Source organism: Foliimonas ilicis (assembly GCF_039939195.1).
GTDB classification, from domain to species: Bacteria; Pseudomonadota; Alphaproteobacteria; order Rhizobiales; family Rhizobiaceae; genus Foliimonas; species Foliimonas ilicis.
Genome location: NZ_JBDUUH010000006.1, coordinates 305,487 through 329,213, shown reverse-complemented (window position 1 = coordinate 329,213; position 23,727 = coordinate 305,487). Strand labels below are relative to the sequence as shown.

Sequence of the window (23,727 nt, the reverse complement as noted above, 5' to 3'; positions counted from 1 at the left end):
TAATTAGGAAAAGTTCGAATCCTGTCGGGTGCGCCGGAGAGGATGAAGCTGGGCACTCGTATGTGATTGTTTGTGCGATATAAATTTTCCCGCTTCGGCGAACGGTGGCGAACCGTACATTTTACTTGGCCAGCGTCGCGCGCTCCTTCTTGTCCCGTGTCTTGTTGGGATCTTCGATCGACTCAACCGACTGGACGTATTCGGCAAGATACTCCGGCGACAGGCCGTGTTCCGCGCATCCTGCAAGGACAAAGTCCTTATACCAGTCATAGGGTTTGAGGCTGTCGTTTATGTAGTCAGGGGTCGCAAGATAGGTAAGAACCTTCCGCCTGCGTCCTTTGTCGTTGATGACAGTGACCGTCGCGTGCACGTAGCCTCTGCCGACTCCTTCGGCCTTATCTAGCTTGGCACGCTCGGTGGGATCGAAGCTGAATAGAACGCCGATCACGCTGTTCTCGTCGCCAGTGGCAAATGCATTGCACTTCCCTGACTTGTCCACGCTACGCTTATGAAATCGAAGCGCATGACCCGGCAAGGTAGCGATGCCGATTGGCTTGCAGCTCGGCATGCGAGCCCGCAGGCGGGCGGTCGACATATTGGACCCATAGGCAAAATATACGTCGAGCTCTGGAGGCCCGGTCTCTGTGTTCTTCAGAGGCTCAATCGAGGGATCTCCCGGCTTTAGGATCGTTCGTAGCGGTACTGTCATGATGCTGCACTCGTCGGTTTCTTCGCCTTCGCGTGTGATGATGGACTGTCCATCCTCAAGGTCGAGGATTGGAACGGGCTTGCCTGTCCATCCGCAGTCCAAGCACTGCGGTCGTTCCCAGAGTACACCGGGTGCCTCAGTATGCTCGCCATGTCCGGGTTCGAGATGCGGTGAGCCGCAGTTGGGGCATTCCCAAGGCACCCCGCGCAACTCGCGAATGATCAAGGTTGTCGCCATACCGATGGCGTGTTGGATCAACGAGTGCGCCATCTCGGCATCAATCCAGGTGGCCGACTTTGAATGCGTCAGCCAGTTGGAGAACGTCCATGCGGACTCAAGGGCATTCTTGAGCGCCCCGCGACGCTCCTTGTTGGTGTCGCCCGAAAGAAGATCGTTGCAAATGATCTCGGTCCACGCCCGGAAGTTAGCACGCTGTGGTGGTGTGTCTGTCCACATTGCCGCATCCTGCGCGACTCCGATCAATTCGAGTAGCGCTTCGCGGCAGCGAACACCTACAGCCTGATAGTCCGATAGATTATGCGCCTGTGTCACGGCGGTTCTAGCTTCTTCCATCTTCTCGAAGACCGGCCCAAACGGAAGGATGCGTAGATCGTTTTCCTGTTGTTTTTCCGTACGCGGGATGCGGAGCATCAGGCCAATATGGAAGGTCAGAGCAAGGTCCATATTTGGGAATTGTTCCTGAGAGTAGAGGTTTGTGCCGCCCGTTATGACCCACCAGCGATCCTTGTTGGTGTGGATGTCCCACACGTCGTGGCGGGTGTTCAGGACCGCCTCCGAGTAGACCTTCTGCATGAAGGTCACTTCGAGGTCGGGCGCCTGCCATTCAAAGTATTCTCGGACTTCCTCGATCTCCTCTTCCGTAGCTTTCAACATGATCGGCTCCCGCGACGGCGCGTCGCACCGCGCTCCAAAGTGTTGGCGAAAACCTGAACAATAGACGATCTCGCTGAGCTAAGCCTCCAAAATCCAGCACGGCACCGCAGGATATCCACTTTGTGCCAATAGCTACCCAAGTGCCCAACTTTGTTTTGGAGTGGCAGAGATTCGCTACAGGTGCTTAGCAAGCGTCCGCTCGTTCGTTTTCCGTTGCTGCCGTTCACCTCCCTTGGTTCTAGGACCACGCGCCAGTGGGTGCCTGAAGTAGTGCTCATTGAGTGTTTTTCGTATTGCTGCATTGGCGGCCCCGTCGGTGTACTTCTTCAATGCCTCTCCGTCCTTCCAGCCCACATTGAAACCAGCCCGCGCGGGCTGCACCAAAAGCCATTTGAGCGCATCATGCGCGAACGGCCCGTTTGTCCACATCTCGAAGGTCAAATGCTTATCATGGAGACGACTGTCGGTTTGGAGAATGCTTTGCAGGAGAGGAACCCTGTCGTCATGCCATTTTTGGACTTCCTCCAAGCTGACTCTTCCTCCCGGAATTTTGGATTTACATTCGATTATCAGGACGCCTTTGTCCTCCGGGCGATCAAGCAGAACGTCTATCTCTGCGGCCCGCCCGGACTGGAAATTGGTCCACTTTTCACCTGCCCGAAGGTAACCACCTTCAACATCTTTCACCAATGAACCGACAACGATCTCGAACAAAGCACCTCGAAGGTTATTTGCCGCTCCTTCGATTTTTGTCAGATTGGACAAGACCCTCTCAATATGTTCAGGATTTACCGAAGCTGTCCGACCTGTGTCCGTCAGCAAGCTGATCAGGTCCCGAAGAGCCTTTGCAACGTCCTCTCCGAAAAGCTGTCCCGTTGTGGTCGCCAGGACACCTTTTGTCTTTGCCAGACTAAAACCCGACGCCGTGAAGCCATCAGCCACCAAGAACGGCATGATTGGCGCGACCTTAATAGGCGCTGATGCCTGATCGTGCTTGCGCACAAACAGGGCAATATCGTCGTCAGTCAATGCGCCTCGCAGATTGACATCGCAAACTACGAAGCCGGGCTTCATACCTGCTGCGGTCGCTTTTACCAGAGGCCGCGCATAACAAGGGGCGGACAGATCCCAGGCAACGGACGAAACCACCGGAGCGTCTTCATCATCACGAACGCGTACCCGATCAAAGCTTCCAAACCCGGTACGGCGACACCATTCTTTCATCCCGTGAAGAACCACGTTCTCCGCAACCAAGCGTGCCCTCACCGTATCAACCCCGTCGCTGCGGTAATGGCGGGGCTTGAACTTCACGAATGGCTCGCCTGTCGCCTCGTCCGTGAATTCCTCCAGCAGATTAATAGCGGAAAGCCGCTCCAGAATGCGCTCAGGTGACAGCTGGCGAAGGCGAGCCGCCGGACTTCCACAAACAGCGGCAAAGTATCTTTTTGGAAAGCAGCCGCCCCGGGCCTTCAGCCCCGTCACCGCGCTCCAATATGCTTTTCCATGTTCCCGGAAAACGCGCTCAAGCGCTTTCCAGTAGGTATCGTCTCCAAACTGGTCAGGCAGATAAAGGAAACGGGCGTTGTGAGGGAAGCGCAAGCCGGCAAGACGGACAACATCTGATCCGGCACGAGCGATACGCTGCCGTGCGGACGTATTGGAAACCCCGTGCTTCGCCATTTCTGCGATCAGCTCGGTCGATAGCGAAGGGCCAATCCGTCCCAACAATGCAGTAATTGATTCCACGGAAATTCCCCGTTTGTCACACTGCGCTATTTATAACAGTTTCTCTTTACGCGGGTCGAGTTTTTCGACTCTGCGACGATGCGATATTTTCTCGTTTATAAACAACTGGTTAACGGGGATCGAATTGCCTCCGAAAATAAGGCCTGTCACAGCGACTTTGTCACAACCGCCTCCTGGCGTCCTACCGGGACCTCGTGAATTTCCCATCCTTAGAAAATAGATGGCCCGTGTTCTGGCGCACTGTTGAGCGGGATTCCTGCAGCGAACTTAAAGAATGGTACAGTCACGTCCTTCGTTGACCTAGGCAAAAAGGAACCTTTGGGCTGATCATGCTCAATCGTCACTGTTCACCTCGTCTGGCATCTTATCTCGGGTGACCGGGTTGACGGCACGCAGTTCCCGAAGGCCTTTTCGCGCGTAGTTCTCAAGCAGGATCAATAGCTCACGGCATCCCTGAGCGGCCTTGATCTCAGCAGGTACTATAACACCGCCCTCTTCCATCTTTGTGAAATCAAAGGGAACGCGGAATCCTAAATATGGGGAGAAGGAATGGAGCGCGTGTCCGGCAAACAGGTACCTGTCCAGAACAGATTCGTATGCCGCCCTCTCTTCATCGGTTGCCAGCTTTGCCCATCCAGGCGGACCGAGGGGCTCGTAATAGGTGTTAAAATTGCTGATTGAGTTCTCGACTGCCCAAATCCTGCTCTTGAACCATTTATCGAAGTAACGCTCCTGAAACTCGGCGAACGTCAGAAGCTCGATATTCGTTGCTTGCGCGGCTTCATAGGCGCCCTTCTGGAATCCTGCGCGAGAAACGATGTAACCCCTGTTCGCCCCCGTCTCCTGCATAACCGTCCGGAACGCATGGACGATTTCTTTTGGGATGTTTGCTTTCCAGTATTTGCATTCGCAAATGATGCGGTGGACGATACCATCGACAGTCTCCTCGGCGAAAACGTCAACATCGACGCTGCCGCGGGGAAGGTTGATTGTCACCTGGCGTGTGGCCTGCATTCCGCATTCGCCAAGAATAGCGGCGACCAGATCCTCAAGCTGCTCCCAGGTCTCCGGGACGTGAGCGGTGATGAGCGGCATGAGCTAGCTTTCACCGAGAACAGTTTGAAGCTGACCGACCAAACGCGCGCGCGCCGTCTCGCTCAACCGATCAAGATTGATCTGCTTCCACTTAACAGCGGGAAGGTCGGCTGCGCCCTCGACACCCAGCAGGCCCCAGTCTGGCGCGCCGCGCTTGAATCCGAGAAGAAACGCCTTGTGCTCATCCGGCATGCCGCCCGCAATGGCCGCTATCAGTGCCTCGCGAGCTGCCAGCAATTCATCCAGTTCCACCGGCTCGGCGGTCATACCGTCAAAGCCCTGGGCGAATTCCTGGCTGATATCCTTACGGCGCGGCACGAGCACTTCCGATATCGGCCTGTCGTGGCTGATCAAATAGACAATGAAGGCTCGCCGCAGATCGTCGCTAATGCCTTCTGTAGCCAGCAGATCACGGACATCGAAAAGGTCGCGCGGATGCTGGCGATCGAGCGCGGCCATTATCTTTCCCGCATACAAATCGGGGAAAGAGACGACCTGGATTTCCGCGAATCCAAAGGCGTCTTCTACGCCTGGCGATACCGAACGTATCTCTGGCTCGAAAACACAGCCGCGCAGGACGGGAGTCACCTCAATCTTGATCTGAGCGTCGGGCCTTTGAACGGTCAGCTTGGTGACAATCTGCTCGCGTACATTCAGAACCTCGGTAACGCGCAGGCCGGGCATTCCCGCCCGAATGGCTGCCCCCATTCGCCTCATGGCAGCGTCGATCGCGGCCAACGATTCCGGTCGCGGTGCCACGGGCAAATAGGTGAGGTCAATATCGACTGATAAGCGCGGCATGTCCCGGACAAACAGGTTGATGGCGGTTCCACCCTTGAGGGCAAAATCCTTCTCCGCAGCGACGAACGGCATCACTTCGACAAGTAGCGCCACTTGGCACCGATAACTATCAGACAGGGGCACTGAGGTCCTCCGGAATGGTTATGAGGTATGCCGGGTCCAACTTGCCACCTTTGACGAGCATGCGTTTACCGGTGCCGAGACTGACGACCGCGCGGTCTATCTGTTTCAGCCATGGCGGCTGGTGGCGATCTGCAAACCAAAAGAAAAGCCGTTTAACCTTGACGCTCTGGCAATCGGCCAGAAGTGTCTGAAGTCGCCGCGGACTTAAGGTCCGCAATCCTTCGACCAGCATATCGACCTGATGAAAGCTCTCACGGCTTGGCAGCTCGTCGAGCATTTCAAGCAGAGCACGCTCAGGCGTCGAAGCGAAGAGCGGCCAGTCTGACGGTCCCGGCAGCTCCCGCAATGTGCCGCCCTTAAGGCCGTCTGCTGCCACGGTAAGAGTTTTGAACAGGACCTGCGATCTGTGGAATCGGAACTTTTCTTTCAGGGGAAGCTTTGCAAGCCAGCCGGGAGGCGGCTCAGTCCCGTATAGGTGGATCGTCGAAGGGCCTGAGGCCGACAGGTAGTGGCTGAAACCCTGCAGATCGAGAGCGGTGCGTCCGCCCACTACAAGATCGCGCCCCATGAGCTTCTGAAGCGAAACGACCGTCTTCTGCCAATCCAGTTCGCCAAGCGGACGCTTGTATGTGCCGCGCACCGGCTGGACCAGCCAACCGGCTGAAACGTACTGGCTGCGCAGGCTCGTTGAGTAGCCGTGCCGCTCCATCCACGCCGCGTCAGCCAGCAGGCCTTCTGGCAGTGTTCGTTCGAGTTGGTTTAGCTTTCCGCTGTTCCGCTCAGTCATACTTAGTAAAATAGCATAAATTCAAACTGCGATCAAGGTTTGACCAGGGGGCTGTTTACGTAGTTAGACTTAGTAATAAGTCCCTTCTTCAAACCGCCTAGAACTTCTCCAGTCACGCAGGCGCATAGAATTTGACATTGTCAGTATTTATAACATACATTTCTGACATGGAGAATCGCCATGAGTGACGGACCTCATAAAAGTTTGCCGATGCGGCGGCACTGGAGAGACCTCGCGGAGCGGGCAGCAAAAGCCGCTTATTCTGCGCATGAGGTCTGCGAGGCCCTGCCGCACGCCCTGCAAAAAGACTTGCGTGAGGCCCCGCTCACCGCAATTCGTGACATCCTCAGCGGCGGCCAAGGCTCCCTTTTTACCCATGATGAGGTCGAACGTCTGGAAGCAGTGCGGCAAGCGAGTACGCGCTCGGCGGCAAGCAACGTCGTCATCGACTGTGCCATCCAGGCCGTCAGCGACGGGCTGACCGGCGACGCCGCTTATCGTGCCGCGCTGGAGAGCGCCTGTGAAGAGCGCGTCCGAAGCGGCTTCCGAAGTGTCGAGGAACATTATCACCGCGAGGCCAACGTGCACAGCGCCCGATACGTGCGAGATCGGCTGGATGCCGCGTGCAAGCAATGCGACTTCAAGACTATCGCTTCTGGGTTCATGTCTGCCGGAAAGCCGCCGCACGGTGCTGTTCGCCTGCCCCGCCATACCGGCCTTGATGATGGGCCGAACCTATGAGCACTGAACCCTATTTCATGCCGATGCCTGCGAAGGACATCGACGTCGTCGAGCCGGGTCGCCACGCCCGAGACGGCCACGTCGCCTTTGACCTCGGCAGCGATGTCAGCTTCTCGACGGCGGCGCTCGAATCCTTCGCGTTCGCGCGGTGGGAAGCCGTGACCCACGACGCACTGGTGGTCGCTGCGGCGGTTGAGTATGCCGACAAGATCGTCAAACGGCCCCCGCACGGATGGGCACGTCGCCTGACGCTGCACATTCCCGTGCATGATCCGGCGCGCTGGAACGCGCCGGACGTTGCGGGTGCATTGCATGATGCCCTGGGATTCCTGACCGGTGATATATGGGCAGTCAGCTTTGTGAAGCGTATCCAGCCCGAACCTGCCTTGTCGCTGGGCATGCTCCCCCTGCCGGTACCGGCGCAGGCTATTCTTGCGTTTAGCGACGGCATGGACTCTCGTGCCGTCGCTGGCCTTGTCGGCGCAAAGCTGGGCGACAAGCTTGTGCGGGTTCGTGTCGGTACAAAGACTTCCGACCGACCGCGTGTGAAGGGCAAACCCGAACCTTTCGCGGCCGTACCTTATGATGTCCTATCCAATATGTCTAACCGGGAAACCAGCGCCCGCACGCGTGGATTCAAGTTCGCCATCATCAGCGGAATCGCTGCCTATCTGACCGATGCCACCGAAATCGTCATTCCGGAGAGCGGCCAGGGCGCTATCGGCCCCGCTCTGCTGACGGTGGGACACGCCTATCCCGACTTCCGGAACCATCCGCGCTTCACGCAGCGCATGGAGCGTTTCCTGAAAGCCCTGCTCGGCAAAGATGTCAGCTACGTCTTCCCCCGTATCTGGAACACCAAGGGCGAGACTCTGCGTGATTATGTGGCGATTGACAGCACTGATACCTGGCGCAACACGAAGTCCTGCTGGCGCAACAACCAGTGGAGTTCGGTCAACGGGAAGCAGCGGCAATGCGGCATCTGCGCCGCCTGCATGCTGCGGCGCGTCAGCGTCCATGCCGCCGGCTTGACCGAATCGCCGGATACTTACATCTGCACGGACATGACCGCGCCCACGCTAGAGGCTGCGGTCGAAGCAGGCTTCACGAAAACGAAAGGCGCGTTCCGTGAATACGCGGTAGCCGGAATCCTTCACATGGATCACCTCGCCGATATGGCGGCGGAGGGGCAGAACTCACAGGTGAAGCGACACGCCACTTCACTGGGACTGGCCCTCGGGCTAAGCCCGCAGGAAGCGAGCGACCGTCTCGCCGCCTTACTCAACAAGCATGCAGAAGAATGGACTAACTATATGGATTCCCTAGGAGCGCACTCATTCGTAAAGCAATGGGCGCGAACTGAACAATGACCGACAATGCTGAAAAACTATCTGATGTGGAGATCGGTGAGCGATTGCGGGTTGCCCGTGAGAACGTGAAATTCACGCAGTCGGCGGCTGCAGATGCCATTGCCGTTGCGCGCACGACCATCGTTGCTATCGAAAAAGGCCAGCGGCGCGTGCGGATGGATGAACTCCAGAAGCTAGCGACGATCTATGGCACGTCCGCGAATGCCATCCTGCGCCGGGAAGCCGTGCATCTCGACATGGTGCCGCGCTTTCGGAAGTTGCCGCAGAGCGGCGGCGATGCAATCGAGAATGCGGCCCGCCTTCTCAACGATCTTGTCCGCGCTGAGGTAGAACTTGAAAATGCCCTCGGCGTAAAGCGCACCCGTAACTACCCGCCGGAGCGGCCTATTCTGCCCGGCGATGTGCGGGCGCAAGCCGAACAGGATGCGCAGGAGTTGCGCGACTGGCTGGGCCTTGGTCCCGGCCCGGTCCTTGATATCGTGTCCATCCTCGATCAACTGGGCATTCGCGTCTATGTGCGACGGCTCGACGGGAAGGTTGCGGGGTTGTTTGCCTATGACGATGCGGTCGGTGCCTGCATTCTCCTAAATGCGAGCCATCCGCCTGAGCGTTTCCGGCAAACCGGTATTCACGAATTGGCTCACTTCATCTCGGCGCGCCGCCAGCCGGAGGTTTTGACTGAGAATGAGAAATTTTCGTCCCGCGAGGAACGATACGCCGGGTTCTTTGCCCCTTCATTTCTAGCGCCTGCGCGGGCTGTGCGGCAGCGTTTTGCAGAAATCACGGCGGGACAATCGCACCTCACGCGCCGCCACATCATTCTTCTCGCGCATGATTTTGGACTGGCACGAGAGGCTATAGTGCGCCGGTTAGAGGACTTGTCGCTCGCCAAGAGCGGGACGTGGGACTGGTTTCAGAAGAACGGCGGTATCACGAACGAGCAGGCACGACAGGTGCTTGGCGAACTGCCGGATCGCGGCCTGAACACTGCTGAGGCGCAGGGCGTTGTGCCGCCGCGCCTCGCCCTGCTAGCGCGCGAGGCTTGGAAACGCAGCTTCTACAGCGAAGGCCAGTTGGCTCGACTGCTGCAGCTTGATCGGCATGACATGAGAGAGGTTCTTGACGGCGCAGAGATGGAGGAAAGCGAAGCGAATGATTTCGTCAAACTTCCTCGCTGATCCCCGTACAGTTCTTGTGGCCGATGCCAGCGTCGTGATCAATCTCAACGCGACAGGATGCGCACGCGAAATCATCGCGGCCCTTCCGAACCGCTGGGCCGTAACAACGAACGCGCTGGCGGAGTTGGTCGGGGGGACGCGCAACGGACATGACGACGCCCGAGTCCTTCAGGCTTTGATCGACGACGGACTTATTGAACTTGTCCGCCTCGGAGACACGGGGAGCAGCGTTTACGAGACGCTTGTGGACGGCTCCGCCCTGCGCACCCTGGATGACGGCGAGGCAGCGACTATAGGCCATGCGCATGAGATCGGCGGGATAGCGTTGATTGATGAGCGCAAGGCCACGAATCTGTGCGCGGAGAAGTTCCCCGAACTACTCGTAGTTTCAACGGTTCAACTGCTCCTGCATAAGGCAGTTGTTGACGCCCTTGGTCAGCAAGGCCACGTGGATGCCGTTATCGGCGCTCTTCAGAAGGCGCGGATGCGTGTACCCCCTGGTCAGATCAGCAGGGTCGTGGCGGTCATCGGCGAGAAAAGCGCCTCATCGTGCATGAGTCTACCCAAGGCGGCGAGAGCCGCCTTGTAAGGCCACAGGTACAACAACGCCCACCGATGGCCGTCTTACCCGTCAAAATGCGACCTCCGCAAGCGAGGTCACAACATCATAGTCCACCCCCAACGTGTCAAAATGCTTCCGACCGCAGGCGATCTTCTGGTTTTCCTTCGTGCGACGCTCCTCATTGTCGAGGGTGCTCTTGGTCTCGCGCACGAAATAGAGCTTCTCATCGCGCTCCGTCACAAAAGCCCAGTCGGGATTGTAGGTGCCGATCGGCGTATCGATCTTGAACCATGATGGCAGCTTAACGAACAGCTTGACGTTCTCATTGTTGTCGAGATCGCGAGCGAACTGCTTCTCAACCTCGGATTCGTATTCAATCGCGTCGAACAGCGCCTTCGCGCGATGTTTCACCTCATAGAGATTGGTGAGATACCGTCCTCAGCATCCTGCTCAAGCCGGCTTTGCTCCCATTGCTGACCGGCTACCTTTTCGTATTTGATGCCCTCTAACATAAGGTCGTGCAGAGCACGGGATATCTCCTTCGCCACAGCCGCCATGAAGGCCTGCGGATTGATCTTGAACTCAGCGAGCCGTCCGGATCGTTTGAGGATTTCCGCCAACGTATGCCTAGTCAGCTCCGTCTCCTTCTGGAGGAAGGCAAGGATGTCAGGCAGAATAGTGACCTGCTCCATGTCGCGTACGCGCGTCGCGATCTGTTTATCGGCCGCGACTCCTGCGTCAGTGATTTCAACCTCGACGACTGTCGTCGAAACACGTGGGGCCTTGATCGTCTCGATCAGCTTGATGCGCGCCAAAGCCCGATCGACGAGATCGACCGTTTCAAACGTGACCCGGTAGCGGGTGCGGTGCTTGATTTTGTCCCACAAGGCTTGGAATTCGGGGCTCAATTGAACCTCTTTGCGGAATTTAAGCTCGCGCCTGTCTCGCGCGTTCACAATCCGGCTCTTGAACAGCTTGCGGTTAATCTCGTCGGTAATCTCCGGCCTCAGGTCCATGAAACCATCCGAAACCTTCAGTTCGAAATGAGGGTTTTTCGGATCGAACTTCTCCAGGATGTCGCCGGCAGCATTGAGATAGCCGTTCGTCACGAGGTCGGCCCAAAGCCGGACGGATTCATCCTGGCCGATAGCAGTATCCGTGCCGTCGGCTGCGCGGAGTAGAAGCTTCGCGAAAGCGATCTTTTCAACCCGCCCAAACTGGATACCGAAGTCCTCCTCGAACTCCGATTGCAGCGTGCGCGCGAATTCCTCGTATGACTCGTTAGCGATAACGGTCAGCCGGTTGACGGTTTCATCGTGAACCCGTTACGCGGTCTGTTCCCTTGTGGCGTTCGACCCAAGCGTTATAGATGGCCTTGGACTGGGGATCAGCGTTGGAGCCATTGAACAAGACGAGCTTGTCAGCGTAGCCATTATCTGACAGCAGCCGGACGAGATATTCCTGCGTGCGGAGGGACTCGGTGAAGATGATGGCCTTTTCGGCGCTTCCCAGCTCCCGCGCCTTGGCAAATCCTGCGCGAAGCGCACTGAGCAGGGCGAGACCTTTCGCATTTTCAGAGATCGAGACAGCGAGATCACGGAACGCCCGAAGGTCAGCGATTTCCTGACCGATCGTGGCGATATCGCTTTCTGTTAGAAGTTCCGGTTCGTCGGAATCCTCCGACCATTCGTCGGCGACCTCCTCGTACTCCTCATAGTCCTCGGTAATTTCCTCAACCAGCTTTTCCCGTACCGACGAGTCGTCCCGGAGCTGTCGCTCCAGCTTGCGCGCCAGCGAGTCCAGTGCCCCGGCGATGGCGAAAGTCGAAGACGCCAGCAGCTTGCGCATGATCAGCGTCATCAATGTCCGCTGGCCCGACGGCAGTGCCTGCAAGGAAGGCCGCCGGAGATACTCCGACACCATGTCGTAAAGCGCCTGCTCGGGATCGCTCGGCACGAACTCCTGCGTGATAGGAATCCGGTTGGTATAACGGATATATTCAAGCACCTGCCGTCGCAGAGTACGGTGACATACCGGTTTCAGGCGCTCTTTCAGCTCGTCGAACTGCGCGTCGCCTGTGATGCGCGCGTACTGAGAGCGGAAGCTCTTAGCATCGCCAAACGTATAAGCGAAGGCTTCGGGCTACGCTGCAGCTTGCACCGCAGGCTAGCCTTGGAGCCGGCCCGGCCGGTGAGGAATCGCGCCTCTTGAGGTTGTTGCATCTTGATTGATGATATCAATTTTATTATGTTGATGGCGTCGCTATCACCTAGCTGGAGACGCCATCAGATGCCCGCCGTCACCATTCGCAACCTGTCCGACGAGGCGCACCGCGCCCTCAAGGTGCGTGCGGCCCATCATGGCCGCAGCACCGAGGCCGAAATCCGGGGTATTCTGGAAGACGCGGTGCGTCCCGCCAACCGCCTGCGCATCGGTTCCGCCATGGCGGCGTTGAGCCGGGATGCAGGGCTGACCAGTGCCGATTTCGAGGCGCTTGAACAGGCCCGCGATCGGACGCCTGCCATGCCCATGAGCTTTGAATGATCGTCCTCGACACGAATGTCGTCTCCGAGGCGATGAAGCCGGAACCGGCTCCCGCCGTGCGCGATTGGCTGGACGAGCAGGCCGCCGAAACCCTCTATCTCTCCAGCGTCACCGTCGCGGAACTCCTGTTCGGCATCGGCGCGCTGCCGGACGGGCAGCGCAAGCAGAAGCTCGCGGCAACCCTCGACGGGCTTCTCGACCTGTTCGACGGCAGAATCCTTCCCTTCGATACGGATGCCGCCCGCCGCTATGCCGACCTCGCCGTTGCGGCGCGCAACGCAGGCAAGGGCTTTCCGACGCCGGACGGGTACATCGCGGCCATCGCGACCGCTCACGGTTTCGCTGTCGCCACGCGTGACGCCAGCGCCTTCAAGGCGGCGGGTGTCCCGATCATCGACCCATGGACGACCGGACGCTGAGCATCGAAGCAGCGCCCGACCGCGAAATGGAGAGTCGCTTTATGCTCAAGGTCATCGCCGAGGATTTCATCAAATCGGAAGCGGTTGAGATCGTGCTGCCGCTTTACCGCGAGTTGGTCGAGAAGACCCGGCAGGAAGACCTCTGCATCTCCTACGACCTCTTCATCGACCAGAAAGACCCCGGACATTTCATCTTCATCGAGGAATGGCCGGATCGGGCGGCGCTGGACGCCCATTGCAGGACCGAGCATTTCACGCGGCTGGTCCCGCTCATCAATGCGCACCAGCGACAGAAAGCGTCGTTCATCCTCATGGATGCGTTTCCGGCCTGACTCGATCGGAGAGGCGTTTCTTCCTAAACAGGTTTGGGCGTTGCCCTTCGGGCCGCGCTCTCGGCTGCACCGGAACCACGCCGAAGGCGCGTTTCCGCCATTCGGCTTCGATCGCTAACGCGAAAAAACGTCGGACGACACAAAGCTTCGCACGGGAGGGGCCCGCTTCGGCAATGTCCGTTTTCAAGCGCCATTGCGGCGGATTTGCCGCGAATCTTTCCCACGTCATCCGATCACGAAGCTGAAATCAGGATGGGCGCTCGGGTCGCCCAGCCCGACCGACTGAACTGCAAAGCCGGGGCGGCGAGCATTCAGCACACCGTATCGCGTGAACGGAGGATGCCGCGGCAGTCTGCACGTTCCCGCCAAAGCGTGGCCAGCCATCTGACGCCTGAAGGTCGGATCTCGATCTGCCCGTTCATGGCGCGCATCGCGTCGGACAACGGACCTCATCAAAGGCGCAGTTAAGAGCGCGAAGGGTCAACTTGTACAATCCCGATCCGAATTTCCCGAGGTCAAGCGATCGATCCTGATGGTCGTCAACAATGCCAACATGTCGCTTGATCATGACGAAATCGTTGAAATGGCGGGCCCGCAAAGACACCGATGATATCGATGGCGTTGTCGTTGCCGGCGCCTACCTTAACAGCGATGGTTTCGATACGATCGCTTTATGGCCGATCGACTACGTTCCGATCTCCCTTGGTCAAGCCTTCCAGGAGTACGAAGCACTGCGGAATGGGTTTCATGGTTATGCCGAGCGCGCAATGACGGATGCGATCATCAATGGCCTGTCAGCCGATATGACGAAGGGGCCAATCCTCGATACTGCCTTTGAGGTCGACGGTAAGACCTTCGTCAAACCCGCACCTCCGATGGGAAAGAACTCCGATTTCTACGTCAATGGTCGGCCACGTCTGAACAGCACTGTGAGTGAGAGAAGCCCGATCGTGGGGCTTACATTTTCCAGAACTCGACCGCAACGAATGGGCCAAATTTCGAGCATATATGCCTGAAGACGTCTCACTTGGGGAGCGCTTCGAAGATTGGGTTGCCGAGCGCGAGGAGGCGATTTCTCAAGGAACACAGCTCAAGCCCTTGGTTCCCATTCCGATCACGTTCGACGCATGGAATCCAAGTCTCAATGGTGGCGCAGCTCCGCGTCATTTCATGCCGGTGCGCGAGTACGCTAACAGGCTCTACCAGCAGGCGATAAGCAGCGTAATCGACGGCGCGGGCGATTTGGAAAAAACAAAGGTGATTCCCAACCGATATGTCCTCGCAATCACAGAATTGATCGGGCAAGACCAAGCCAACGACGTATCGCATATCTTCCTGGTTGAGCAGCATCTTGGCGCTGGGCCGCGGCAGACAGCACTTGTCAAGAATGCGCGGATCTCCACCTGCATGCCTGTACACTCGGTGCATCTTATGCGGTAAAGCATGGCGTCACGTCACTCCGCTGGAAAAAGGTGATGACTTACGCATGGTCGTAAAGCCACTCGACGACGATAGAACTTATCCACTTTGTCAGCTCGCAGCTTTAAAGCTGTCAGTCCGCTGTCGGCCCCATTTCAGACCTTCAAGCGTTACGCGCTTACTGAGAAGCGACGTCCCCCATCGAGCAATTGGCGGATCTAACAGACCATCGGGTGGGGGGACATTCAAAGGAGGGCTATGGAGTAGACATAGTTCTCTCATGATGGTCACGTCTGGATGAGCGCATGGCTATTGTGACACCGGCACGAAGTCCGATGCAAGATGGCGATTGAACGGCCTGGCGGGTGACCCACCGCACGAAACTCGCGCTCATTCTAGCCGTGGAGACCGCGCCTTTTCGGCATTTGGCTATTTCCCGCCATGCAAACCATCATCTGCAGCACAGCGATTGCTACGATCAGATCAATGATTTTACGAGACAACGAGCAAAAAAGGGCGCCCTAAACTCTAGATTTTAGACTTTCTAAACCGGCGAGTATAAGCCTCGATTGCCCCGATATCCGGTTGGAATCCCATGTGGACCAGCAAGTAATTATATAGATATTCGTCACGTTTCTCCAACGTGTCATGTACATCAAGCGCGAAATATCCAATCTGAGTAAAGTAAAGGACCCTCGCGCGAATAAAAGCTTCCTCTTCCTTGATCCCGCATCGACTGAACATGCGGGTTAGCGCTTCCACCCTTTGATGATCGGCCAGTTCAACAACCGACCTGACGTGAGGCTCCCGCCTGGCCCAGACCCGTACAGCCATGTCCAAGCTGGAATCGAATAACGCTGGATTTACCCAGCATTCGAAAACGTTACAAACAGACTCCGTCAGGTTCTTTGCGGGCTTCATCGCCCGTTCGATAACTGCTCCGGTGTTTCGGGTCAGCCAATATGAAAGCAAAGCATCATTAAGCTCGCTTATATCTTTGAAAAACCAATAAAAACTGGACCGCGATACGCCCAATCTCCGCGAGATAACCTGAACTTTTACATGATCAATTCCATCTTTTACCAGAATCTCTATCGCGACATTGATCCAATCTTCTTTCGTAGATTTCGAGCCAGCAATATTTCCTTTCTCCTGCTCCAATGCATCTACGTCATTCATATTCCATCTCCGAGGGCGTTACAGTCTGATCGAATCCGAGGTCTCGCTAACATGCGACCGCAATCAATGCAAAAAAAGCTTGCGGGGTGTCCTAACGTCTATATAGTCTGCACACATATGTACAGACAATGCGCTCCTGACAGGGCACACTCTACCTGAAAAGTGTTTCGCAACACCATCTGCAGCATCAGCCGGCCGGGGGGAGGTCGACAAAGGAGATACGCATCCAACAGAGCATGTAGTTGCGATTTTGATTGAAATAACGACGTCGTTCCCGGGATCCAAGGTGCCGCGCGCCTTACCCGACGAAGCCTTCGGACCCTGGAATTTCGCAACACAAACCACTTCGCCAAAAACAAAAATGGGGAACAGACAAGATCATGAGCAAGGATTATCGCGCGCTGGACCTTTTGCGGCGCAATCGCACACCACTTGAAAACCATCTCATCGACGGCCTTGTCGACGGTCGCGTCAGCCGCCGAGATTTCATCCGGCATGGCAGTCTTCTGGGCCTGTCGCTGCCTTTTCTTGGGCGTATCGGTGTAGCCGCAGGTTTCGGCACGGTGCCAACACTTGCCCGTGCCCAGAGCGCGCCGGGTGCCACCATCCGCGTCGCCTGCCCCGCCCCTTCGACGGTGCTCGATCCGGTTCTCGTTCCCGACGCCGGCCTCCTCATGCTTCAGCAGACGGCCGAGTTCCTTTGTCTGGATGGCCCGGATCTCGTTCTGCGACCCATGCTGGCGGAGAGCTGGACGCCCAACGACAAGGGCGACGTCTGGACATTCAAGCTACGCAAAGGCGTGAAGTTTCACAGCGGCGGCGAGATGAAGGCGGACGACGTGGTCGCCAGCATCGACCGGCTCGCCGATCCTGCGAACTCGTCGAATGCGTTGTCAGTCTTCAGAGGCTTGCTGCAGAAAGGCGCTATTAGGAAGGTCGACGACCACACTGTCGAATTTCACCTCGACGCACCGAACGGCAACTTTCCCTACATGGTCTCGTCAGACAATTACAACGCGATCATACTGCCCGCGAACTACAAAGGTGACTTCGAGACGACTTTCGACGGTACCGGGCCATTCAAGCTGGAACGATACACGCCCAAGGTCGGCGCGTCCTTCGTGCGCAATGAAGATTACTGGGGTGAAAAGGCGCTGCCGGAGCGCACCGAATTCATTTTCTACACGGACATCCAGCCGCAGATCCTCGCACTGCAGGGTGGTCAGGTCGACATCATCAGCCTGCTTCCGGTGCCTTCAAGCGTCGGTTTGGCCAATGACCCGAACATCGAGATTGTCAGCCTGAAATCGACTTCGCACCATCAGCTGCATATGCGCTGCGACAACAAAGCCTTCAGGGACCCGCGCGTGCGCCGCGCCATCGCGCTCAGCATTGACCGCAAGAAGCTGGTCGCGGGTCTTCTCAGAGGACAGGGCCTGGAGGGCAACGACAGCCCGTTCGCTTCCATCTACCCCTCTACGGATTCGGCTGTACCCCATCGTGAGCAAGACATCGGCCAGGCCAGGCAGTTGATGGAAGCAGCTGGCGTGGGCTCGGGCCTCAAGATCGCTCTGACCACCCACCGCTATCTGGAGATGGCCGAATACGCGCAGCTCGTCCAGGGCTGGGTCAGGGAGATCGGTATCGAGCTCGAACTCAACTTCCTCGACAAGGCTGCCTTCTATGGCGATGCGGTCTTCGGCAAGTCGCCCTGGCTGGATTCGCCGATGGGCCTGACGGAATACAGCCACCGTGGTGTGCCGAATGTTTTCCTCGCCGCCTCGCTGACAAGTGAGGGTAGCTGGAACGCCGCGCATTTCAAGAACAAGGACTACGACCAGCTGGCGTCCTCCTATATCGCGGCTCTGGACCTTGAGGCGCAGAAGGCCACCGCTGGCAAGATTCAGAAATTGCTGCTGGAAGAGACGCCGACCATCTTCGGATATTTCTACGATCACCTGATCGCCACAGCAAAAGGTGTAACCGGCGCTCAGCCTACCGCCATGTCTCAACTTTTCCTGGCAGGAGCATCGAAGACCTGAACGAAACAATAGCAGGCAGGGCGCAACAGACGGTGATACAGCCGCACGCCCTAGTCGCCTTACGTAGACTATGACCGGGAGTCGGGAGAACTCCTCGGAGCTGGACGGCGAAACATCGCCAACCGCAAAAACAGGGGAACTTTAAAAACATGAGCAAGAACTACCGCACACTCGATCTGCTTCGCCGCAACCGCACGCCGCTCGAAAATCATCTCATAGACGGCCTTGTCGATGGTCGCGTCAGCCGCCGAGATTTCATCCGGCATGGCAGCCTGCTTGGTCTGTCACTGCCCTTTATGAGCCGCGTCGGCGTGGCCGCAGGCTTCGGCGTGACGCCATCCTTGGCCCAAGCCCAGGGCACGCCCGGCGCCACCATCCGCGTCGCCTGCCAGGTTCCTATCGCAGCGATCGATCCGGTCACTGTCGTCGAGGCCGGCGGCCTCCTCATGCTTCAGCAGACAGCGGAGTTCCTCTGCCTGGACGGCCCGGATCTCGTTTTGAGGCCCATGCTGGCTGAAAGCTGGACGCCCAACGACAAGGGCGATGTCTGGACGTTCACGTTGCGCAAAGGCGTGAAGTTTCACAGCGGCGGCGAGATGAAGGCGGAAGACGTAGTCGCCAGCATCGACCGGTTGGCGGATCCTGCCAATTCATCCAGCGCCCTCTCGGTATTCAGGGGTATCCTGCAGAAGGGCGGAACGAAGAAGGTCGACGACTACACTGTCGAATTCCACCTCGACGCGCCGAACGGCAACTTCCCCTACATGGTTTCATCGGACAACTATACCGCCGTCATCCTGCCCGCGAACTACCAGGGCGATTTCGAGACGACCTTCGACGGAACCGGTCCGTTCAAGCTGGAACGATACACACCCAAGGTCGGCGCATCCTTCGTACGCAATGAAGACTATTGGGACGAGAAGGCGCTGCCGGAGCGCACGGAGTTCATCTTCTTCAGCGATATTCAACCGCAGATCCTCGCGCTGCAGGGCGGTCAGGTAGATATCATCAACATATTGCCGGTGCTCTCCAGCGTCGGTTTGGCCAACGACCCGAATGTCGAGATAGTCGGCCTGAAGGCGGTTTCGCATACTCAATTGCATATGCGCTGCGACACAGAGCCCTTCAAGGATCCGCGTGTGCGCCGCGCCGTCGCGCTCAGTATCGATCGACCGCAATTGGTTGCAGGCCTGATGAAAGGCTATGCCCAGGTCGGCAACGACAGTCCGTTCGCAGCGGTCTACCCCTCGACAGATTCGACCGTGCCGCAACGCGAGCGCGACATCGCTGAGGCCAAGCAGTTGATGGAGGCTGCCGGGGTGGGCCAGGGCTTCAATATGTCTTTGACCAGCCGGCATTACCTGGAGTTGCCTGAACACGCGCAGCTCGTCCAGAGTTGGGTAAAGGAGATCGGCATTAATCTCGATCTCAACATCCTCGACCCCAGCGCATTTTACGGCGACGCTGTTTTCGGCAGGTCGCCCTGGCTGGATGCGCCGATGGGCCTGACCGTCTACGCCCATCGCGGCGTGCCGAACGTCTTCCTAAAAGCACCACTGACGAGCGACGGCCCTTGGAACGCCGCACATTTCAAGAACAGCGAGTATGACCAGTTGGTGGACAGCTACACCGCCGCGCTCGACCTGGAAGCGCAAAGGGACGCCGCGGGCAGGATCCAGCGGCTACTGCTTGAGGAAACCCCTGTGATTGCGGCGTATTTCTTCGATTATCTGTCGGCGATGGCGAAAGGTGTCACGGGTGTCCAAAACACCGCCATGGGGCAGCTTTTCTTGGCAGGTACGTCGAAAGCCTAAACAAACCGGCCGCCCCGGGCTTCCAGCAGGAGGCCGGGCTTCAAACGGAGCATATCGCCATTTTCTCCTTCCTTACACGACGTCTGGTCTTGTCCCTCGTCACGCTGTTCCTGCTCAGCATCATGGTATTCCTTGGCGGTCAGGTGCTGCCTGGGAATGTCGGCCGGGCGATACTGGGGCCGCTAGCCGACCAGCGCGCCGTCGACGTACTCAACCAGTCGCTCGGCGTCGATCGTCCGCTGCTCGTCCAGTACGGCAGCTGGATCTGGAACTTCATCCAGGGGGACATGGGAACCTCCTACGTCTTCCGTGCCCCGGTGGCATCCTTCATCCTCGAAGCGCTCGGCAATTCAATGAAGCTGGCTCTGGTCGCCTTCATGCTGGTAGTGCCGATCGGCATTCTCGGTGGCGTTGTCGCCGCACTGTATCTCAACCGGCCGATCGACCGCATCATCAGCCTCGGCGGACTGTCGATGACCGTGCTGCCCGAGTTCGTCACAGGCATCGTTCTCATCCTGATCTTCGGGGTGTGGCTTCGCTGGCTGCCCATTTCCGCCGCATGGCCGCCCGGTGCGGGTTTCGCGACCCAATTATATTATCTGATACTCCCTGCGCTGCCGCTTTTCCTGTCGCTGTTCGGCTACATCGCCCGCATGGCACGATCCGGCATGATCGAGGCCCTCGATTCCGACTACACGCGAACCGCGGTTCTCAAAGGGTTGCCATGGCGCACGGTCATCTGGCGCCACGTATTAAGGAACGCCCTTCTTCCAACGATCACCGTCATCGCTACGCAGACCGGCTATCTCATCGGAGGACTCGTCGTCATCGAGACACTGTTCCGCTACCAAGGCATCGGATCGCTTATCTTCACAGCCGCGAAGGGCAAGGATTTCCCGATGCTTCAAGCCGGTGTGCTCACCATCGGCATCGTCTACACGGTGGCAACGCTTCTGGCCGATCTCCTCTACTCCGTACTCAATCCGCGGATCCGTCTGGGAGCCGAGCAATGACTGTAACCAAAAGTCCTCTCGATATACCGGCACCCGACGTCGCGGGGCGAGGCGGCTCCTGGGCCGAAATGCTGCGCGCACTGCTGAAGTCTCCCACATTTCTTACCGGTCTGTGCGTCGTGCTGTTCTGGATCGTCTGCGCGCTTTTCGGCGAGCATCTCGTACCTTACGATCCGCTCACCAGTGACATTCTCAACACTCTGGCGCCGCCGTCGGCAGAGCATTGGTTCGGCACTGACCAGCTTGGCCGCGACGTCTTCTCGCGCGTCATTGTCGGCTCGCGTGAGATTCTGACGGTGGCGCCGCTGGCGACGCTGATGGCGACCGTTGCGGGCACTACGCTCGGCCTTTGCGTGGGCTACTTTCGCGGCATTCTCGATGATGTCGTCAGCCGTATCATCGAAGCATTTATGGCGATGCCGGTTGTCATCGTCGCACTGCTGGTGATTGTCGCCCTCGGGACCTCCAAGCTGACCGTCATCATCGTCATCGGCCTTGCATTCGCGCCGATCATCGCCCGCACGGTACGTTCGGCAGTGCTGGCCGAGCGGGAACTCGACTATGTCGCGGCAGCGCAACTGCGCCGCGAAAGCGCGCTCCACACCATGTTTGTCGAGATACTCCCCAACGTCCTGCCGCCGATACTGGTCGAGACGACGGTGCGCCTCGGCTATGCGATCTTCGCCGTTGCCACGCTCAGCTTCTTGGGTTTCGGCATCCAGCCGCCCTCTCCCGACTGGGCTTTAAGCATTTCCACCAACTACGGCATGATTGGCGGCGGCTTCTGGTGGACGGTGCTGTTCGACGGCCTGGCCATCGCGTCGGTGGTGGTCAGCGTCAATCTGGTGGCAGATGGAATCCACGGAGCATTCAATGATTGATACGCCAGCAAACGCGCTCGTACTCGACGATCTCTCCGTCGCCTATCGCGTCGCCGGGCGCAACCGGGCAGTGCTGCGCAATCTGAACCTCTCGATCGGCCAGGGCGAAGCCTACGGGCTGGTTGGTGAATCCGGTTGCGGCAAATCCACGGTTGCGCTGTCGGTCGTGCGCTATCTGCCGCGCAACGGCTCGATCACCGGAGGTGCGATCTCGCTCGGAGGCCAAGACGTGATGCAGCTGAACGGCGGCGCTCTGAGACGGGCACGCGCCGAAAACGTGTCGATGGTGTACCAGGACCCCGGCAAGGCCCTCAACCCGTCGCTCTCTATCGCCCGCCAGCTTACCGAAATATTCGAGCTCCGCGGCATCTCGGGGCAGGCCGCGACTGATCGGGCATTTGCCATGCTGGACCGGGTCCGCATTTCCGATCCGGCAGGCGTCATGCAGCGCTACCCGCACCAACTTTCCGGTGGCATGCAGCAGCGCGTGGCGATTGCCATGGCGCTTGCGAACGATCCATCAATGCTGATCCTCGACGAGCCCACAACCGGCCTCGACGCGACCGTGGAAGCGGAAGTGCTCGACCTCATCTCACAACTCAGGCGGGAGCTCTCGGCCTCTATTTTATTTATCAGCCACAACCTGGCTGTCGTCTCCAACATGTGCGACCGCGTTGGCGTGCTCTATGCCGGCATGCTGGTCGAAGAGGGCTCCACGGAAGACGTGTTCAAGAATCCGCGTCATCCCTACACCGTGGCGCTGCTGCGTTGTCTGCCGCGTGGCGGACAGCGCAAAGACCAGGGTCGACTCGATACCATTCCCGGCTTTCTGCCCAACATAGGCATGACGATCACCGGCTGCGCCTTCGCTGACCGTTGCGCGCTGGCGACAGAGCGCTGCCGCACTGAACCACCGCCGCTCTACGATCTCGGTGGCCGACAGTCGCGCTGTCACTACCATGAAGAGGCGCAGTCACTGCCCCGCTCAACGGCTAGTCATGCAGCGGTCGCCCTGCCATCCAAGACCGCATCCAAGCCGGTCCTGCGTGTCGAGGGGCTGAACAAGACTTACGGTAGCCAAGGCTATGCGCTGAGAGCTGTCAAGGACGTTTCCGTGAGCCTGCAGCCCGGACAGACGCTCGGGCTGGTCGGCGAATCCGGCAGCGGGAAAACAACCTTCGCCAAGATGTTGCTTGGCCTGGTGTCACCGGACGAAGGCGGCGGCATCGAGCTTGAGGGCGAACCTCTGGCCCCGCGGCTGAGTGAACGCACGGACGACCAGATCAAGGCCATGCAGATTGTCTTCCAGAATCCCGACTCGGCGCTTAATCGTTCACATTCGATCCGCCATTTGATCAAGCGCGCGCTGAAGCGCTTGGCCGGGCTGAGCGGCGGGACACTTGAAACACGTCTTGAGGAACTGGTGCGCTCCGTACGGCTCACCGACCGGCACCTCGCAGTCAAGCCCCGCCAGCTTTCAGGCGGGCTCAAACAGCGCGTCGCCATCGCGCGCGCCTTTGCCGGCGACCCGCGCATCATCGTCTGCGACGAGCCGACCTCGGCGCTCGACGTGTCAGTGCAGGCTGCGATCCTCAACCTGCTTGCCGATCTGCAATCCAAGCAAGACGTGAGCTACATCTTCATCTCGCACGATCTCGCCGTGGTTCGCTATCTTTCGGACCAGATCGCCGTGCTCTATCTCGGCCGCATCATGGAGCTCGGCCCCTCGGAAGAGGTGTTTGCCGGGCCGCACCATCCATACACCGAGGCACTGCTGTCGGCGGTGCCCAATCTCGACCGGAGCGCAACCTCGCGTATTCGCCTCGAAGGTGAAATACCGAGCGCGGTCAATCCGCCGAGTGGCTGCGTGTTCCACACGCGCTGTCCGCGCAAGATCGGCGCGATCTGTGAGACGCAGGAGCCACCTCTCGCACAGGCCGATCCCGGCCACGTCATCCGCTGCCACTATTCCCACGAGGAACTGGCGCGGCTGCAGAAAACCAACGCACCGCAGTCAACACCAGACCGTACTGGAGTAACGGCCGACAGGTCGCGGTTGGGTATGGACGTCTGATGAT

General features: G+C 58.3%; 23 protein-coding genes. 14 read left to right on the top strand and 9 right to left on the bottom strand.

The window, feature by feature from the left end:
- Window positions 1-121: 121 nt before the first annotated feature.
- The 5 genes from ABFT80_RS15745 to ABFT80_RS15725 all read right to left on the bottom strand — a co-directional run bounded on the left by ABFT80_RS15745 (window position 122) and on the right by ABFT80_RS15725 (window position 6,155).
- Window positions 122-1,603, bottom strand: a complete 1,482-nt coding sequence (locus ABFT80_RS15745; protein WP_347972853.1) for a gamma-glutamylcyclotransferase family protein — start codon at window positions 1,601-1,603, stop codon at window positions 122-124.
- Between the two features lie 174 nt (window positions 1,604-1,777).
- The gene (locus ABFT80_RS15740; RefSeq protein WP_347972852.1) at window positions 1,778-3,349 is read right to left on the bottom strand and encodes a hypothetical protein; all 1,572 of its coding nucleotides are present in this window, start codon (window positions 3,347-3,349) and stop codon (window positions 1,778-1,780) included.
- A 333-nt stretch (window positions 3,350-3,682) separates the two neighbouring features.
- Window positions 3,683-4,444, bottom strand: a complete 762-nt coding sequence (locus ABFT80_RS15735; protein ID WP_347972851.1) for a restriction endonuclease — start codon at window positions 4,442-4,444, stop codon at window positions 3,683-3,685.
- A gap of 3 nt (window positions 4,445-4,447) precedes the next feature.
- The gene (locus tag ABFT80_RS15730; protein WP_347972850.1) at window positions 4,448-5,368 is read right to left on the bottom strand and encodes a nucleotidyl transferase AbiEii/AbiGii toxin family protein; all 921 of its coding nucleotides are present in this window, start codon (window positions 5,366-5,368) and stop codon (window positions 4,448-4,450) included.
- Window positions 5,355-6,155 (bottom strand): type IV toxin-antitoxin system AbiEi family antitoxin domain-containing protein, encoded by an 801-nt coding sequence (locus ABFT80_RS15725; RefSeq protein WP_347972849.1) that lies wholly within the window; start codon window positions 6,153-6,155, stop codon window positions 5,355-5,357. The genes ABFT80_RS15730 and ABFT80_RS15725 overlap by 14 nt, the downstream gene beginning before the upstream one ends.
- Before the next feature lie 180 nt (window positions 6,156-6,335).
- Between ABFT80_RS15725 and ABFT80_RS15720 the strand changes: the two genes are divergently transcribed.
- Genes ABFT80_RS15720 through ABFT80_RS15705 form a run of 4 tightly spaced genes read left to right on the top strand, consistent with a single transcriptional unit; the run spans window position 6,336 to window position 10,033 of the window.
- The gene (locus tag ABFT80_RS15720; RefSeq protein WP_347972848.1) at window positions 6,336-6,896 is read left to right on the top strand and encodes a hypothetical protein; all 561 of its coding nucleotides are present in this window, start codon (window positions 6,336-6,338) and stop codon (window positions 6,894-6,896) included.
- Window positions 6,893-8,266 (top strand): 7-cyano-7-deazaguanine synthase, encoded by a 1,374-nt coding sequence (locus ABFT80_RS15715; protein ID WP_347972847.1) that lies wholly within the window; start codon window positions 6,893-6,895, stop codon window positions 8,264-8,266. The genes ABFT80_RS15720 and ABFT80_RS15715 overlap by 4 nt, the downstream gene beginning before the upstream one ends.
- Window positions 8,263-9,444: an XRE family transcriptional regulator gene (locus ABFT80_RS15710; RefSeq protein WP_347972846.1), complete on the top strand. Its 1,182-nt coding sequence runs from the start codon at window positions 8,263-8,265 to the stop codon at window positions 9,442-9,444. The genes ABFT80_RS15715 and ABFT80_RS15710 overlap by 4 nt, the downstream gene beginning before the upstream one ends.
- A complete protein-coding gene (locus ABFT80_RS15705) occupies window positions 9,419-10,033 on the top strand; it encodes a hypothetical protein (RefSeq protein ID WP_347972845.1) in 615 nt (204 codons plus the stop codon). The genes ABFT80_RS15710 and ABFT80_RS15705 overlap by 26 nt, the downstream gene beginning before the upstream one ends.
- Before the next feature lie 42 nt (window positions 10,034-10,075).
- Here the strand turns inward: ABFT80_RS15705 and ABFT80_RS15700 are convergent, their stop codons facing one another.
- The 3 genes from ABFT80_RS15700 to ABFT80_RS15690 all read right to left on the bottom strand — a co-directional run bounded on the left by ABFT80_RS15700 (window position 10,076) and on the right by ABFT80_RS15690 (window position 12,013).
- Entirely contained in the window at window positions 10,076-10,417 is a 342-nt protein-coding gene (locus ABFT80_RS15700; protein WP_347972844.1) for a restriction endonuclease, read from the bottom strand.
- Window positions 10,414-11,115 (bottom strand): hypothetical protein, encoded by a 702-nt coding sequence (locus ABFT80_RS15695; protein ID WP_347972843.1) that lies wholly within the window; start codon window positions 11,113-11,115, stop codon window positions 10,414-10,416. Before ABFT80_RS15695 ends, ABFT80_RS15700 begins: the two co-directional genes overlap by 4 nt.
- Before the next feature lie 202 nt (window positions 11,116-11,317).
- The gene (locus tag ABFT80_RS15690; protein ID WP_347972842.1) at window positions 11,318-12,013 is read right to left on the bottom strand and encodes a hypothetical protein; all 696 of its coding nucleotides are present in this window, start codon (window positions 12,011-12,013) and stop codon (window positions 11,318-11,320) included.
- A gap of 282 nt (window positions 12,014-12,295) precedes the next feature.
- Here ABFT80_RS15690 and ABFT80_RS15685 point away from each other — a divergent pair, with 282 nt between their 5' ends.
- The 5 genes from ABFT80_RS15685 to ABFT80_RS15665 all read left to right on the top strand — a co-directional run bounded on the left by ABFT80_RS15685 (window position 12,296) and on the right by ABFT80_RS15665 (window position 14,741).
- Window positions 12,296-12,550 (top strand): FitA-like ribbon-helix-helix domain-containing protein, encoded by a 255-nt coding sequence (locus ABFT80_RS15685; RefSeq protein WP_347972841.1) that lies wholly within the window; start codon window positions 12,296-12,298, stop codon window positions 12,548-12,550.
- Window positions 12,547-12,969 (top strand): type II toxin-antitoxin system VapC family toxin, encoded by a 423-nt coding sequence (locus ABFT80_RS15680; protein WP_347972840.1) that lies wholly within the window; start codon window positions 12,547-12,549, stop codon window positions 12,967-12,969. The genes ABFT80_RS15685 and ABFT80_RS15680 overlap by 4 nt, the downstream gene beginning before the upstream one ends.
- 41 nt (window positions 12,970-13,010) lie before the next feature.
- Window positions 13,011-13,301, top strand: coding sequence for a putative quinol monooxygenase (locus ABFT80_RS15675; protein WP_347972839.1), 291 nt, complete (start codon window positions 13,011-13,013; stop codon window positions 13,299-13,301).
- Between the two features lie 566 nt (window positions 13,302-13,867).
- A complete protein-coding gene (locus ABFT80_RS15670; protein ID WP_347972838.1) occupies window positions 13,868-14,317 on the top strand; it encodes a hypothetical protein in 450 nt (149 codons plus the stop codon).
- Window positions 14,310-14,741 carry a hypothetical protein gene (locus ABFT80_RS15665; protein ID WP_347972837.1) on the top strand — a complete coding sequence of 144 codons (432 nt, stop codon included), beginning with the start codon at window positions 14,310-14,312 and terminating at the stop codon, window positions 14,739-14,741. The genes ABFT80_RS15670 and ABFT80_RS15665 overlap by 8 nt, the downstream gene beginning before the upstream one ends.
- Window positions 14,742-15,248: 507 nt before the next feature.
- On the opposite strand, the gene ABFT80_RS15660 is transcribed toward ABFT80_RS15665, so the two are convergent.
- A complete protein-coding gene (locus ABFT80_RS15660) occupies window positions 15,249-15,899 on the bottom strand; it encodes a TetR/AcrR family transcriptional regulator (protein WP_347972836.1) in 651 nt (216 codons plus the stop codon).
- A 380-nt stretch (window positions 15,900-16,279) separates the two neighbouring features.
- Here ABFT80_RS15660 and ABFT80_RS15655 point away from each other — a divergent pair, with 380 nt between their 5' ends.
- The 5 genes from ABFT80_RS15655 (at window position 16,280) to ABFT80_RS15635 (ending at window position 23,723) form a co-directional block, all read left to right on the top strand.
- Window positions 16,280-17,941, top strand: a complete 1,662-nt coding sequence (locus tag ABFT80_RS15655; protein ID WP_347972835.1) for an ABC transporter substrate-binding protein — start codon at window positions 16,280-16,282, stop codon at window positions 17,939-17,941.
- 149 nt (window positions 17,942-18,090) lie between these two features.
- The gene (locus tag ABFT80_RS15650; RefSeq protein WP_347972834.1) at window positions 18,091-19,755 is read left to right on the top strand and encodes an ABC transporter substrate-binding protein; all 1,665 of its coding nucleotides are present in this window, start codon (window positions 18,091-18,093) and stop codon (window positions 19,753-19,755) included.
- Window positions 19,756-19,814: 59 nt separating this feature from the next.
- Window positions 19,815-20,768: an ABC transporter permease gene (locus ABFT80_RS15645; RefSeq protein ID WP_347972888.1), complete on the top strand. Its 954-nt coding sequence runs from the start codon at window positions 19,815-19,817 to the stop codon at window positions 20,766-20,768.
- 68 nt (window positions 20,769-20,836) lie between these two features.
- Window positions 20,837-21,649 carry an ABC transporter permease gene (locus ABFT80_RS15640; RefSeq protein WP_455189950.1) on the top strand — a complete coding sequence of 271 codons (813 nt, stop codon included), beginning with the start codon at window positions 20,837-20,839 and terminating at the stop codon, window positions 21,647-21,649.
- Window positions 21,642-23,723: an ABC transporter ATP-binding protein gene (locus ABFT80_RS15635; protein ID WP_347972832.1), complete on the top strand. Its 2,082-nt coding sequence runs from the start codon at window positions 21,642-21,644 to the stop codon at window positions 23,721-23,723. The genes ABFT80_RS15640 and ABFT80_RS15635 overlap by 8 nt, the downstream gene beginning before the upstream one ends.
- The last annotated feature ends 4 nt before the right edge of the window (window positions 23,724-23,727 follow it).